The sequence below is a fragment of the Paracoccus onchidii genome (genome assembly GCF_028294535.1).
Lineage (GTDB): Bacteria > Pseudomonadota > Alphaproteobacteria > Rhodobacterales > Rhodobacteraceae > Paracoccus > Paracoccus onchidii.
In genome coordinates, this window is record NZ_JAQBIE010000025.1 from 39,172 (window position 1) to 53,527 (window position 14,356).

Here is a 14,356-nt window from a genome sequence, read left to right on the forward strand (position 1 = left end):
GGATTCCTGTAGCATGGCATTTCACGAGGTCCGGTTTCCGGACACGATCAGCCGCGGCGCGCGTGGCGGGCCAGAGCGACGCACGCAGATCGTCGAACTGGCCTCCGGCGACGAAGAACGCAATGCCAGCTGGGCAAACAGCCGAAGGCGCTATGATGTCAGCTATGGCATCCGCCGCGCCGACGATCTGGCGGCGGTGGTGGCCTTCTTCGAGGCCCGGAACGGGCGGCTTTACGGCTTTCGGTTCAAGGACTGGGCCGATCATCGGTCCTGCCTGCCCTCGCAGACACCGTCGCCGATGGATCATCAAATCGGGGCCGGCGACGGTGTGACGACCAGTTTTCAACTGGTCAAACGCTATGCCTCAGGCGGACAAAGCTGGGCACGGGCCATCACCAAGCCGGTCGCAGGCACGGTCCAGATCGCGCTGAATGGCGTGTCGCAAGGCTCCGGCTGGTCGGTCGATCACAAGACCGGCCTCGTCAGCTTCGGCACTGCGCCCTCCGATGGCGTTGCAATCACGGCCGGGTTCGAATTCGACGTTCCGGTCCGCTTCGATAGCGATGCGCTGGACGTGACGCTGGACATCGAACGCCTCGGATCCATCACCTCCATTCCTTTGCTGGAGATCCGGCGATGAAGACAATCCCGCCCGCGCTGCAGTCCCATCTCGATTCTGGCACCACAACCTTGGCCTGGTGCTGGCGCATCATCCGCGCCGATGGCACTGCCTTCGGATTCACCGACCATGACCGGGTGCTGGTGTTCGACAGCACGGAGTTCGAGCCGGAAAGCGGGTTGACTGCCAGCGAGATCCGCTCCGGCGCCGATCTCTCGGTCGATGCCCAGGACGCCGCTGGCGCGCTGCGTTCCGACCGGATCACCGAGGCCGATATTCTGGACGGGCGCTGGGACAATGCTGAAGTTGAGCTCTGGCGGGTGAACTGGGCCAGCCCTGTGCAGCGGGTGCTGATGCGGCGCGGCGCCATCGGCCAGATCAGGCGCGGGCGCCATGCCTTCGTGGCCGAGATCCGCTCGATGTCGCATCTCCTCGGCCAGACGGTCGGGCGGAGTTTTCAGGCCAGCTGCGACGCCGCGCTGGGCGGTGCCCGCTGCGGCGTCGATCTGGAGGATCCGGCCTATCGGGGCACCGGCACCGTGATCGACAGGTTGCGCGAGCGCGCCTTCACCGCCTCCGGGCTCGGCGGTTTTACTCCCGGCTGGTTCCGCTTCGGCACGCTGTACTGGACATCCGGACCCAATGCCGGTCGCCGCGCGGAAGTGCTGGCCCATGATCGCAGCGATGGCATTGCCGCCCTGACGCTGCTGGAAGCCCCGATCCGGGCGATTGGCGCGGGCGATGGTTTCATCGTCCGTGCGGGCTGCGACAAGCGCATCGCCACCTGCGGCGCAAAATTCGGCAATGTGGTGAACTTCCGGGGCTTTCCGCATATCCCCGGCCAGGACACCATTCTGCGCTATGCCTCATCGGAAGGTGGTCATGATGGCGGTGTGCTGTGACCCGGCTGCAGACCGCTGCCGATCCGGACCGCGTCATCGCCGCAGCCCGTGACTGGCTTGGAACACCCTATCACGATCAGGCCAGCCTGAAGGGCGCCGGATGCGACTGCCTCGGGTTGGCGCGCGGCGTCTGGCGCAAGGTCGTGGGCGATGAGCCTTTCCCGATCCCGCCCTATAGCCGCGACTGGGGCGAGACGGGCGCGCACGAAGTGCTGGCAGACGGCGCGCGGCGGATGATGATCCAGATTAAGCCTTGCGAAGCCGGACCAGGCACCCTCGTCCTGTTCCGTATGCGCACGGGCGCCATCGCCAAACATGTCGGGATTCTCACCGCGCCTGACCGCTTCATCCACGCCTATGAGCGGCTGGGCGTGATCGAAGAGCCGCTGACACCCGCCTGGCGCCGTCGCATCGGTTTCGCCTTCTTCTTCCCCAGTATCTGAGACTTTTTCACCATGGCAACACTGGTATTGGCCTCGGTCGGCGCCACGATTGGCGGCGGCTTCGGCGGCGGGATCCTCGGCTTTTCCGGTGCCGCCATCGGCGGCATGATCGGCTCCACCATCGGCGCGGCCGTCGACAGCTGGATCGTCTCCTCGCTCGCCCCGGCCCAGCGCATCGAAGGCGCAAGGCTCGACAATCTGCGCATCACCGCCTCGACCGAGGGCGCCGTCATTCCGCAGGTCTTCGGCCGCATGCGCATGGGTGGCAATATCGTCTGGGCCACGGATTTCCGCGAGGAGACCCGCACCAGCCGTCAGGGCGGCGGCAAGGGCGGCGGGCCGAAGGTCGAGACCACCGAATATCTCTATTATGCCTCCTTCGCAGTTGCGCTTTGTGAAGGCGAGATCACCGGCATCGGCCGTATCTGGGCCGATGGCAAACCGCTCGACACCTCGGGCATTACCTGGCGCTGGTATCCCGGCAGCGAGACGCAGGAACCGGACCCGTTCATCGCCGCCACCATGGGTGCGGATGCAACGCCCGCGTATCGCGGCACCGCCTATGTCGTCTTCGAGGATCTGCCGCTGAGTGATTATGGCAACCGCCTGCCACAGCTTTCGTTTGAGGTGTTCCGGCCGCTGGCCGATCCCGACACGGCCGAGGGTCTGACCCGTGCCGTGACGCTGATCCCTGCCTCGGGCGAGTTCACCTATGCGACCGAAGCCGTGCGCAAGGGCGACAATGGCGAGACCTCGGCCGAGAACCTGAATGCCGCACCGGGCAGCCCGGACATGATCGTGGCGCTGGACCGGTTGCAGGCCATGGCGCCGAAGGTCGAGAGCGTCAGCCTCGTCGTGGCCTGGTTCGGCAATGACCTGCGCTGCGGGCATTGCGCCGTCCGGCCCGGCGTCGAGGTGGCCGAGAAGGCGAGCAGCCCACGCCTCTGGTCGGTCAGCGGCATGAGCCGCGATGAGGCGCATCTGGTCAGTCGTGACCAGGAAGACCGCCCGGTCTATGGCGGCACGCCCGCGGATTTCGCGGTGGTGCAGGCGATCCGGGAGATGAAGGCGCGCGGGCTGCGCGTCACCTTCTATCCCTTCATCCTGATGGATGTGCCGCCGGGGAACACGCTGCCGGACCCCTATTCGGATCATGCGGCCAGTGCTGGCCAGCCTGCCCTCCCCTGGCGCGGACGGATCACCTGTTCGCCTGCGGCTGGGCAGTCCGGGAGTGTCGACAAGACGGCGGCTGCGGCTGATCAGGTTGATGCCTTCTTCGGTGCTGCCAGCGCGGGCGATTTCACCATCACGGATGAAGAGGTCCGCTGGACCGGCGATCCGGGTGACCATGGCTTGCGGCGTATGGTGCTGCATTACGCCCATCTCTGCGCGGCAGCGGGCGGTGTCGATGCCTTCCTGATCGGCTCCGAGATGCGCGGGCTGACCACGATCCGGGCAAGCGGGAACAGCTACCCGGCGATCGCAGCCTTCCGCGCGCTGGCCGCCGATGTGCGCACGATCCTTGGGCCGGGCACGAAGATCAGCTATGCCGCCGACTGGTCGGAATATTTCGGGCATCAGCCAGGCGATGGCAGCGGCGATGTGTTCTTTCACCTCGATCCGCTCTGGGCGGATGAAAGCATCGATTTTGTCGGCATCGACAATTACCTGCCGCTCTCCGACTGGCGCGACGGCTTCGATCATCTGGACGCGCAAGCTGGTTGGCCCGCCATTCATGATCTGGCCTATTTGCAGTCCAACATCGCAGGCGGCGAAGGGTTCGACTGGTTCTATGCCACGGAGGCAGATCGGGCCGCGCAGACCCGCAGCCCGATCACCGACGGTGCCCACGGCAAGCCCTGGGTGTTTCGACCCAAAGACCTTCGCTCATGGTGGTCGAACCGGCATTTCGACCGTCCGGGCGGCGTGGAATCCGCGACACCGACGGCATGGGTGCCGCAGTCCAAGCCGATCCGCTTCACCGAACTCGGCTGCCCGGCCATCGACCGTGGCACCAACCAGCCCAACGTATTCTACGATCCCAAATCCTCGGAAAGCTTCGTGCCCTATTTTTCCCGCGGCTGGCGCGACGATGCGATCCAGCGCGCCTATCTGGAAGCCACCTATCTCTTCTGGGGCACGGCAACAAACAACCCGGTCTCAACGGAATATGTCGGCCGCATGGTCGATGTCGGCGAATGCGCTGCCTGGACCTGGGATGCCCGGCCCTATCCCTTCTTTCCGGCGCTGGGCGATGTCTGGACCGATGGCGCCAACTGGCGGCTGGGCCACTGGCTGACCGGACGGCTGGGCGCGGTGTCCCTTGCCGCGCTCGTCCGTCATCTCTGCCTCCGCGCCGGGCTGCCGGAAAGCCGCATCGATGTCACGGGCCTTTGGGGCGCCGCCGAGGGCTATGCCATCACCGCTCTGGAAAGCCCGCGTGCCTCGATCACCACGCTGGCGCGGCATTTCGGGTTTGACGCGGTCGAGAGCGAAGGCCTGATCCGCTTTGTCATGCGTGGCCGGGCGCCGGTCAATACCATCGCCCATGACGATCTGGTCGCGGGTAACACGGATGGCGAGGCGATCGAGCTGACCCGAGCGCAAGAGACCGAACTGCCGCAAGCGCTCAAATGGCAGGTGGCCCGGGCCGATGAGGATTATGATGCCGCGCTGGTCGCGGCATCGCGCATCACCGTGGACACCAGCCGCATCGCTTCCGAGAGCTTTCCGATGGCGGTGCCACCCGAAGAGGCCGAGCGCCGCTGCCGCCGGGCATTGCAGGAAGCCTGGGCAGGACGCGAAAGCGCGGTTTTTCGTCTGCCGCCCTCACGGCTGGCGCTGGATCCTACCGATGTCATCGCGCTGGGCCATGACGGACGCCAGCAGCAATTCCGTCTGACCGCCATTGCCGATGCGGAAGCGCGTGGCATCGAGGCGGTACGGCAGGACCGGGAAGCCTATGATCTGCCGCCCGGCGCCGAGCGACCCGCCACCCTGCCCCGCGCGGTGACATTCGGGCCGCCGGAAGTCGTCATTCTCGATCTGCCGCAGCTCCGCGACGATAGTCCCGCCCATCAGCCAATGATCGCGGCCACGGCGAAACCATGGCCTGGCGCGCTGGCCGTGTATCGCAGCCCCGGCAGCGACGGGTTCGAACTGCTGACCATGGTGCGACGCCGGGCCAATCTCGGTCGTCTCGCCGCCGATCTCTGGCCCGGTCCCACCTCGCGCTTCGATCTGGGCAATATCCTGATTCTCGATCTCGCAAGCGGGCAGCTGGACAGCGTCAGCGATCTGGCCCTGTTCGGTGGCGCCAATGCACTGGCGGTGGAAACGACACCGGGGCGCTGGGAGATCGTCCAGGCGGCGCATGCAGAACTGATCGCGCCGGGGCGATACCGCCTGACCCGGCTCCTGCGCGGCCAGCGCGGCACCGAGCATGCCATGGGCAACCCGACGCCGGCCGGGGTGCGGGTGGTGCTGTTGAACGAGGCCCTGACCCCGCTGCCGATCCCGGAAGCCGATCTCGATATTCCCGTCAACTGGCGCATCGGTCCCGCGCGCCATCCGGTCAGCAGCGACACCTTCACGGCCATGAGCTTCACGCCCGAGGGCGAGGGGCTGCGACCGTTCTCGCCGGTCCATATCGACCAGCCATGGCGCCGCCCGCATGTGCCCGGTGATCTCACCCTCCGCTGGACGCGGCGGTCCCGCACCCTCGCCGCCGACAGCTGGCAGGGGATGGAGGTGCCCCTGGGCGAAGAACACGAAAGCTATGAGGTCCGGATCATGGACGGCGCGGCCGTGAAGCGGACCCTGTCCAGCAATGCGCCCGCGATCACCTACACCGCTGCCCAGCAGACCGCCGATTGGGGCGCAGAACTGGAACCGGGTGATCGTCTGACCATTCGCATCTGCCAGCTTTCGACCCGCGTGGGGCGCGGCACACCCATCACCACCACCCTCTATCTCTGAAGACCGGGAAGCCCAAAAAATGTCCGACAGCACGACGAACCTGCTGCTGCCATATCTGATGGCGGCGCAGGCGCAGAAACATGTCACCCATAACGACGCCCTGCGTTTGCTGGACGGGCTGGTCCAACTCTCGGTCAAAAGCCGTGGTCTGACCGCACCACCGGCTGACCCGTCTGACGGTGATCGCTATATCGTTGCCTCCGGGGCGACGGGCGGCTGGGCGGGCTGGGATCTGAACGTCGCCCTCCGGACCGACGGCGCCTGGTTGCGCCTGCCGCCCCGCGAAGGATGGCGGGCATGGATCGAGGACGAGGCGGCGCTGCTGGTCCGGAACGGCGCGGGCTGGGAACCGGTGATCCCGACCGCCCTCGACGACCTGTCCCGGCTCGGCATCGGCATGGTGGCCAGCGCTGGTGCCCCCTTCTCGGCCAAACTGAACAACGCGCTCTGGACAGCCCTTTATGCCGCCGATGGCGGCAGCGGCGATCTGACCCAGACGCTGAACCGGGAGACGGGCAGCGACGATGCCGGGCTGATCCTGCAGACCGGGTTTTCCACCCGGGCCCTGATCGGCATGTTCGGAACGGACCGGCTGCGGATTGCCGTCTCGCCCGACGGCAGCAGTTTCCGCGATGCACTGGGCGTCGATCCGGCCACCGGCATTGCCAGCCAGCCGAACCTGCCCCGCTTCAAGGCATACACAAATTACGACAACTATGTCGCCACCGACAGCTGGACCACCATTGGCATCAATGTGGCCGAATACAATGATCAGGGCTGCTTTGACGCAGGCACCAACCGCTTCGTGGCGCCGGTCGCAGGCACGTATCTCTTCGGCGCATCCCTTCTCTACAAGATCAACGCCAATACCAGCGCGCGGATGCGCGGACGGCTGGTGCTGAACGGATCAACAGAGATCCGCGGCTCGTTTGGCGAGATTTCCGGGGCGCATGTCTCCGGGGCCACCGCACTCTGGCTGCAGACCATGGTGCCGCTGGACGCAGGCGATACCGTCGCACTGCAGGGCACGTTTCGGGCCGCAGATGGATATTTCGCGGCGGATCACACCACTTTCTGGGGAGCGAAGATCGGATGACCCCCAAACGTCTCGACGACATGCTGCAGATGAGCGAGAGCGAATTCGAGGAACTGCTCGCCAGGGCCGCGCAGGAAGGCGCAAGGCGTGCCCTTGTGGATGCCGGGCTCGATGGCAGGGAAGCCGCGCTCGACATCCGCGACCTGCGGGCGCTCCTGGAAGGCATTCGCCTCATGCGCCGCACCGCCGCCCAGACCGTTATCCGCATGCTGACCGCCGGGTTGATCCTGACCCTGCTGGCCGGGATTGCGCTGAAGCTGAAACTCTTCGGCGAAGGCGGCTGACGCGCCGAGCGGCAATCGCCGCTTCCCACAGACCCATCACCCCACAGCCCGCCCTCCCGGCGGGCTTTTTTCGTATCCGGAGGATCCTCATGACCACCCGTTTCTACCGCCATTGGCGCGACGTGCCGAAAGAAACATGGCGCTGGCCCAACTTCTCGCCCGCCGAGATTGCCTGTCGCGGCACCGGATCGATTCTGATCCATGAGGCGGCCCTCGACCGGCTGCAGGCGCTGCGCAGCCGTCTCGGCAAGCCGCTGATCGTGAATTCCGCCTATCGCAGCCCGGAGCACAATGCCCGGGTGCGTGGGGCAAAGCACTCCAAACATCTGGAAGGCACGGCCTTTGACATCTCCATGGCCAATCACGATCCGGCGGCCTTCGAGAAAGCCGCGCGGGCGGAAGGGTTTCTGGGTTTTGGTACTTATCCCCGCTCGGGCTTCATGCATATCGATCTCGGCCCCGCCCGGCGCTGGGGCGAGCCGTTTCCGCCGCGCGCCATCCCCTTCGCCGAAGACCAACCGCCGGTACGGGAACATCTGGCGGACAGCCGGACCATGAAAGGCAGTGGGGCGGCCGGTTTGGCGACCGTTGGCGCGGCGGGGATCGAAATCGCCCAGGACACGCTAGGCGATGCGCAATCGGCGATACAGCCGCTGATCCCCTATCTCGACACGTTGCGCTGGGCCTTCATCGCCCTGGCGCTGGCCGGGATCGGCCTGACAATCTGGGCCCGGCTGGATGACTGGAACCGGGGGCGGCGATGATGGGCGCCATGTCCGCGCTGCTGGCGTCGCGCTGGGCGCGGCGTCTGGCCATCGGGATCGCGCTGATCGGCGCGGTCCTGCTTTTCCTCCTCAACCTGCGCAGCGCTGGCGAAACCGCCGGTCGCCATGCCGAGCGCCTGAACCAGATGGAGCGACAGAATGATATTCAACGCCGCATGCTGGAGGCTGCCAGCACCCGCCCTAGTGATCGCGATGATCTCGCTGACCGCCTGCGCGACGGCCAGTTCTGATCCGGGCGGCGCGGTCTGCCCGCCGGTCGTCGCTTACGGGCAGGCCGCGCGGGACCGGGCGGCGGCGGAGCTGGAGGCGCTGCCCGAGGATGCCGCGCTGGTCGGGATGATGGCAGACTATGCGGTGATGCGGGCGCAGGCGCGGGCGTGTGCGGGCTGATCGCCGATGTCAGGACGCCTCGGGCGGGGCGTCCACCAGCGCCAATGCGCCATCCGGCAGAGGACTTTGCAGCTTGCTGGCGATTTCGATCGGCGCCGAAAGCCAGGTCTCCCAATCCCCTGGATCGGTCAGAATAACGGGCATGGCTTTCGGATGCACCGACTTCACCTCGGCATTGGGCGCGCAGGTCAGAAAGGCATAGAGATCGTCGCTGGTCTCGCCATCCTTCACCTTACGGACCGAAGTCCAGCCCCGAACCTCGATCCCGGCGAAGAACATCGGCGTCTCTGCTTCGGCTGGGGCAAACCACTGATTGCCGCCCTTGATCGGTTCGGCAAAGGCCGTGACCGGCACCAGGCAGCGATGTGCCGGACCCAACCAGCGCCGCCAGTGTGGCGAGGTCAGGTTGCGGACATTGGTGACGCCCGGATCCCGCTGGGTCTTCAGGACCGATGGCGGCGATGGCATCCCCCACCGCGCCTTCACCAATTCCAGCGCACCACCATCATGGCGGATGATCGGCGCCAGCTGATCGGGATAAACCTTGCCCGGTGCGACATTGCCCGCGCGGTCGGTCATGCTCACCCCCTTGAAAAGCTGGCGCATCGCTTCCTGCGTGGTGGTCTGATTGTAAAGGTTGCACACGGTATCGTCGTCCTCGGGGCGGCCAAAGGGCAGATAGGGTGAACTGTAGCCCGGCAGGCATGTTCCGTCAGCCAGTTCCAGATCCGGAAAGGCAGTCAGGCAGGCGCTGGCCGCATCCGGTTCACGGAAATAAAGTGCGATCCGGTCCCGCGTACCACCGCGCCCGCCACCATGCCAGGCATAGTTGCCGCGGCCGATCCGCGTCGCCAGCCACTCATGCAGCGCATCGGACCGACGGCCAAACCCCATCTCCGGCACGCAGATCAGAACGCGGACCGGGAAGGCCGAATCGTCGATCTTGGCTTGAGGTGTGCTGCGGCGCGTCATGATCAAGAACAAATGCAGAACATTCTGTGTCAGGCAAGATCACGTCGTTCGAGTATTCTAACGACGTCCTAATCGGCAGTTTCGACACGCGCTTCGAAAGCGCACTTCCAAGTCGCTCCAGCACAAAGCCCTTGTTCATCGTCATCAGATCGAATCTAGTACCTAACGCGATCAAATTTTTGAAAGTTCAACGTCTTGCCCATCAAGTTGACCAAGAGTGTTCAGGGTGCATGGTTGCTCCATCATGATCAAAAGCTCTTGAACGCGAAAACAACCGAGTTTGAGAGTATCGTCGCAGCCGGGCGCTCCTCTAGGCTGCTTTCAGTGATTTCAAGGGAACTCGAAAACACTGTGTCGAAAGAACGTGTCGACGAGCTGGCACGCGGTATCGGTGTCAGGCGAATCGAAGCGAACGGTTTTCTAGCGGAGCTCCAGAATCATGGGTTGATTGATGTCTCTTCGGCAGGCGTTGCGGTATTAGGTGTATCGCAGGCAAGCCTACTGGACCATGCCTCGGATATCTTTGAGACACAGTCACCCTCAGGCGCTGATCGGGCCGTGCTGGCCCTGTCTGAAATCGCAAGCGGTTCGCCCGTGCGGCGCTCAGATTGCGAGGAGGAGCTCTCCGATGAATATAGGCTGTCGAGGGCAGAGATTGATGATGTTTTTTCTCAAAGCGAACATATTGGCTTTATCGACTATGAGGCAAATGGGCACGATAGGCTCTACTTCAACGGCTCTTTATTTAAGAGAGATTCAGCGGCAAAATCAAAGCTGATACTCGAAAACTTGTCAGATGAGGAGAAACAAAAGCTCCTTCAGGTCGAATCCATGCTAAATGGTCGTGGATGCCTTCTGGCAGAAGAAATACGCCAGCTTCTTGGAGAAAAACTCTGGAGCAAGCTTCATCAGATTGGCTTCTTTGAGGTGAGCGCTGTTGTTAACGAGAAAGGTGTAACTGAGTTTGCTACTAAGCCCGAAGCGCTGGTGAAGTATATTCCTGGCGGATTAGCCGACATGCTTGACGACGCAAAGGCGCTTGCCAGCAGCCTGACGTATGGCATTATTAAGAGCCCAGATTATCGGGGCAGGATTAAGGATCCTTCTGTCCTGATCAACGTTCTAATCGGTCGGGGCTACGTCGAGGGTAGAGCAGCCGCCATAAAGCAAGACTATCAGGTCCTCGAGCGGAGAGGCGTTGTTCAGGTCACTACGACTGATCGCGGCAACAGATTGACACTCCTTAAGAGCGAAATCGGTGAAATGGCGAAGGACCTTATCTTACGGGGTGACGCATCGGCGACAGCCGCCGAATTTGTCGCGTCTGGAATGGCCTCTAACTTTATTGGGCCAGAAAGCTCACGTGTGACAGAACGGAAAAAAGACGTTCCTGAGGCAAAATCAGCTGCACTTCGCTCTCTAAATATCCTCAGGAAAAGCAAATGACACCCAAAAAGGAAACCACTGAAGTAGATAAAGGCGGTCTGGCGGAGGAGTGTCTGGCTCAGTACTTTCGCGAACTGGGTTCATTTGTAGTGAGAGGTGTCCCAGTTAGGGAAGGCACGGACGAAGTTACGGATATTGATCTCTGGATTTATACTCGGCTCAGCGCCCATGCCCGCCACGTATCAATTGTAGACATCAAAAACAAGCGAAGAGGAAAAGCATTTGAACGTGCGATTTGGGTGAAGGGGCTTCAAGTCGCTCTTGGCGCAGATGAAGCCATAATTGCATCTCAAGGGGTGAAAGACTCTGCGCAAAAATTTTCAGATCGCGTGAAAGTTAGAGTTATACCTCGACCTCTATTCGATGCCATAATTAAAAGATACGCAGGAACAGACAATCGAATATCCAATGAGGAATTTGAATCGCAACTCTCTAAAGTAACCTTAGATAAGGTTAACCTTAAGAAAAAAATAGCGAATCTCAAATCAGAAATATCTAACGGTATTGACTTTCGAACGTTGAACATCTGGCTTGATGAAGCGGCCGAACTATTGCGGCACGCCACTGAACGCGAGCCAAATGGCGGGCCAATTACTAGGGCAGCATATTTGTGCTGTTCTCTTATCTCTATTGCGGCTGACTTCTTGGGAAAGGAACATTCCTTGTCGGAAACAGCCACGCGTCAGGATTTCTTTCGACAGGGACTTCTTTTCGGAAGAACCGACTTCGATGCCAAATCAGCATACCTCGCTTTTGCTGAGAATTTGGTCACTGAATTCCTTGATCCGACTGGTTCCTCAGCCTCCCAAATACGCTCCGGATTCGAAAAGGCTGTGGACACCATGCCAATTCAGGGTCTCGCCGAGTTCTTCGCTCGACCTCATGCAAGCTCTGATCTGCTGCGAGCGGCGGTTTCGCTTGACGGAGCGGCCTATTCAGAAAAGATTGATGCGCCGAGGAGCCTTCAGAGCGTGGAAGCCAAAATGATAATCGGGCTGGTCAGCGACTATGCTGGTCTGCGTCGTAAGGACGTACTTGGAAACAAGCCCGACACTGATCAAAGGCAAGCTCTAGAACTGCCACAGGGACAAGGCAAGCTGCTATAGCCTCAAATCAAGCGGAACCGCACTGCCGCCGACGCCACTCACACCAAACTGGACTTTTGGGCGCCGAAATTGGAAAACAATCGCAAACGGGACGAGGCCAACCTCGCTCGGCTTCGAGATCTCGGCTGGCAGACCCTCGTCATTTGGGAGTGCGAAACCGGGGATCTCGTGGCAGTTGAGGCTAGGATCGAGGAGTTCCTGAGATGATGAAATCGGTTGAGCTCTTTGTCGGCGCCGGAGGCCTGGGCATCGGCGTAAGCCAGGCCGGCTTCACGCCCGCAGCGGTAATGGATTGGGATCGCTGGGCATGTGACACGCTTCGCGAGAACAAGGAGCGCGGCCTGGACCTTGTCCGGGACTGGCCTCTGCATGAATGTGATGTCCGCGAATTCGACTTCGGGGCGGTGGAAGGCGAAATCGATCTGGTGACCGGCGGCCCTCCCTGCCAGCCTTTCTCGATGGGCGGTCGGCATCGCGCGTTTCTGGACAGCAGGGATATGTTCCCGCAGGCGGTGCGGGCCGTGCGTGAACTTCGGCCACGGGCCTTCATTTTCGAGAACGTCAAAGGCCTGACCCGCTCGAGTTTCGCGAACTACCTCGAGTATATCCGGCTGCAATTGACCTATCCCGAGGTGACGGCGAAGAAGGACGAGGAATGGCTGGTCCACCTTGCCCGCCTAGAGGACTACCACACGCGCGGCCGCTACAATGGCCTGCGCTACAAGGTCATGCTACGCGTCCTGAATGCGGCGAACTTCGGCGTCCCACAGCGCAGGGAGCGCGTCTTCCTCGTCGGATTCCGTTCTGACACGAGTGTGGAATGGCATTTTCCCGCCCCAACTCACTCCAAGGAAGCTTTGCTCTGGGAGCAATGGCGCGAAGAGACCTATTGGGATCTGCATCGCGTGGCGAAGAAGGACCGACCGGATGGTGGCGCGGCCAAGGCACGCGCGATGAAGTTGGAGCGAAAGCCGAATGGTCTTCGCTGGCGAACCGTCCGGGACGCGATCTCTGATCTCCCCGATCCGGAGTTGGCGCCCGGTTCGGCCCGGAAATTCCACGATCACAGGTTCCAGCCAGGCGCCCGTTCCTATCCAGGCCACACGGGCAGCCCTCTGGACGAACCGGCAAAAACGCTGAAGGCGGGCGTGCACGGCGTTCCCGGTGGCGAAAACATGCTCCGTCGACCGGATGGATCGATCCGCTATTTCACCGTCCGTGAGAGCGCTCGTCTGCAAACCTTCCCCGACGACATGACCTTTCATGGGTCATGGACGGAAACCATGCGCCAGCTCGGCAACGCGGTGCCCTGCCAACTCGGCCGCATCGTCGCCGAGGAAGTGAAGGAAAAGCTGCTTCGGGCTTAAATCGGCATGCCGTGCGTATAGGCCCGGTTTTCCTTGTAGAGGATCAAGTGGCTGGCGAAGTAAGTCGCCTGCCAGCCATGCGGCAGCGCGCCCAGGACCAATTGCATTGCCTGACGCGCGGTGATCGGGCCGACAGGAACCGTCAGCGGAACGCCCGGCATGTCGGGGTGAGGACGGCTACGGAACGAATGGCTTCCCTTCGCGCCGGGCTCCAGCTCATAGCGCAGCGTATACGGCAAGCCCAGCTTCAGCTGCATCAGCAGGTCGTGCACCGTCGTCGGACCCGCGACCAGAAAATCGAGCGGCAGATCAATATTGATCGGAAACCGCGCATCGAATCCTTGAGGCGGTTTCGCCGTCGTTTCGCGTTGTCGGCCCGGATCGTTTGACCCGAAGCCGGAGCCATTCCAATCGGTGCGATAGTGATTGATCAGTTTCGACTCGATGTCCATCGCGGTCAGAACAAGGATCTGCGCTGCCTTGAACTGGACGTCGGCCGGAACGATGTTGTCGCGCTGTTCGAACTTGGCGACGTGACGGGTAAGCCGTGTTCGCAGGCCAGCTTCTGCATCGGTCTTGCCGACGTAGTGAACCTGCCCCTGGTGGATCAGAAGATATACGCCTTGCGCGTCGGGAAGAAGCTGGGCAGCCGCGCGCGTCAGTGGCTCGCCCTCCATCTTGTCGAGAATGGGAATCAACTGGTCAAGGACGGCACCCATCAGGTCCAGTTCGAATGCAATAAATCCGTCAGCCAAGCTCAACCCCGATTCCCCGTTTGCCATCAAACGAGTATCACGCTGGCCAGCATTGCACACCCGTCTCTTCAAACGTTGATGTGGCGTTGATGTAAAGCTGCGCTTCTGGTGCCTGACTATTTCAGTCTGCATCCAAGCGTTTGATTTATTTGGTAATTTTGGTTGCGGGGACAGGATTTGAACCTGTGACCTTCAGGTTATGAGCCGATCAGA

14 protein-coding genes are annotated in these 14,356 nt (G+C 62.1%); 12 read left to right on the plus strand and 2 right to left on the minus strand.

All coding sequences use genetic code 11. From position 1 onward, the window contains the following. Window positions 1-13: 13 nt before the first annotated feature. The 9 genes from PAF17_RS16370 (at window position 14) to PAF17_RS16410 (ending at window position 8,497) form a co-directional block, all read left to right on the plus strand. The gene (locus PAF17_RS16370; protein WP_271890171.1) at window positions 14-640 is read left to right on the plus strand and encodes a DUF2460 domain-containing protein; all 627 of its coding nucleotides are present in this window, start codon (window positions 14-16) and stop codon (window positions 638-640) included. After that, window positions 637-1,521, plus strand: a complete 885-nt coding sequence (locus PAF17_RS16375; protein ID WP_271890172.1) for a DUF2163 domain-containing protein — start codon at window positions 637-639, stop codon at window positions 1,519-1,521. Before PAF17_RS16370 ends, PAF17_RS16375 begins: the two co-directional genes overlap by 4 nt. Beyond that, window positions 1,518-1,964 (plus strand): NlpC/P60 family protein, encoded by a 447-nt coding sequence (locus tag PAF17_RS16380; protein ID WP_271890173.1) that lies wholly within the window; start codon window positions 1,518-1,520, stop codon window positions 1,962-1,964. Before PAF17_RS16375 ends, PAF17_RS16380 begins: the two co-directional genes overlap by 4 nt. A 12-nt stretch (window positions 1,965-1,976) precedes the next feature. After that, entirely contained in the window at window positions 1,977-5,942 is a 3,966-nt protein-coding gene (locus PAF17_RS16385; RefSeq protein WP_271890174.1) for a baseplate multidomain protein megatron, read from the plus strand. 19 nt (window positions 5,943-5,961) lie between these two features. After that, window positions 5,962-7,038: a DUF2793 domain-containing protein gene (locus PAF17_RS16390; protein ID WP_271890175.1), complete on the plus strand. Its 1,077-nt coding sequence runs from the start codon at window positions 5,962-5,964 to the stop codon at window positions 7,036-7,038. Continuing rightward, complete coding sequence (locus PAF17_RS16395; protein ID WP_271890176.1) at window positions 7,035-7,322, plus strand: DUF6127 family protein; 288 nt, start codon at window positions 7,035-7,037, stop codon at window positions 7,320-7,322. Before PAF17_RS16390 ends, PAF17_RS16395 begins: the two co-directional genes overlap by 4 nt. Before the next feature lie 89 nt (window positions 7,323-7,411). After that, window positions 7,412-8,086: a YcbK family protein gene (locus tag PAF17_RS16400; RefSeq protein WP_271890177.1), complete on the plus strand. Its 675-nt coding sequence runs from the start codon at window positions 7,412-7,414 to the stop codon at window positions 8,084-8,086. An 8-nt stretch (window positions 8,087-8,094) separates the two neighbouring features. Then, entirely contained in the window at window positions 8,095-8,337 is a 243-nt protein-coding gene (locus PAF17_RS16405; protein ID WP_334223670.1) for a hypothetical protein, read from the plus strand. Beyond that, complete coding sequence (locus PAF17_RS16410) at window positions 8,300-8,497, plus strand: hypothetical protein (RefSeq protein WP_271890179.1); 198 nt, start codon at window positions 8,300-8,302, stop codon at window positions 8,495-8,497. The genes PAF17_RS16405 and PAF17_RS16410 overlap by 38 nt, the downstream gene beginning before the upstream one ends. A gap of 9 nt (window positions 8,498-8,506) precedes the next feature. Here PAF17_RS16410 and PAF17_RS16415 read toward each other — a convergent pair whose 3' ends face one another. Further along, window positions 8,507-9,469 (minus strand): SOS response-associated peptidase, encoded by a 963-nt coding sequence (locus PAF17_RS16415; RefSeq protein ID WP_271890180.1) that lies wholly within the window; start codon window positions 9,467-9,469, stop codon window positions 8,507-8,509. Between the two features lie 195 nt (window positions 9,470-9,664). On the opposite strand from PAF17_RS16415, the gene PAF17_RS16420 reads away from it, so the two are divergent. The 3 genes from PAF17_RS16420 (at window position 9,665) to PAF17_RS16430 (ending at window position 13,388) form a co-directional block, all read left to right on the plus strand. Beyond that, window positions 9,665-10,915 (plus strand): hypothetical protein, encoded by a 1,251-nt coding sequence (locus PAF17_RS16420; RefSeq protein ID WP_271890181.1) that lies wholly within the window; start codon window positions 9,665-9,667, stop codon window positions 10,913-10,915. After that, window positions 10,912-12,021, plus strand: a complete 1,110-nt coding sequence (locus tag PAF17_RS16425; protein ID WP_271890182.1) for a hypothetical protein — start codon at window positions 10,912-10,914, stop codon at window positions 12,019-12,021. Before PAF17_RS16420 ends, PAF17_RS16425 begins: the two co-directional genes overlap by 4 nt. A gap of 203 nt (window positions 12,022-12,224) precedes the next feature. Beyond that, the gene (locus PAF17_RS16430; protein WP_271890183.1) at window positions 12,225-13,388 is read left to right on the plus strand and encodes a DNA cytosine methyltransferase; all 1,164 of its coding nucleotides are present in this window, start codon (window positions 12,225-12,227) and stop codon (window positions 13,386-13,388) included. Here PAF17_RS16430 and PAF17_RS16435 read toward each other — a convergent pair. Beyond that, complete coding sequence (locus PAF17_RS16435; RefSeq protein WP_271890184.1) at window positions 13,385-14,275, minus strand: GIY-YIG nuclease family protein; 891 nt, start codon at window positions 14,273-14,275, stop codon at window positions 13,385-13,387. The two genes, PAF17_RS16430 and PAF17_RS16435, sit on opposite strands and share 4 nt — an antisense overlap. Window positions 14,276-14,356 lie beyond the last annotated feature (81 nt).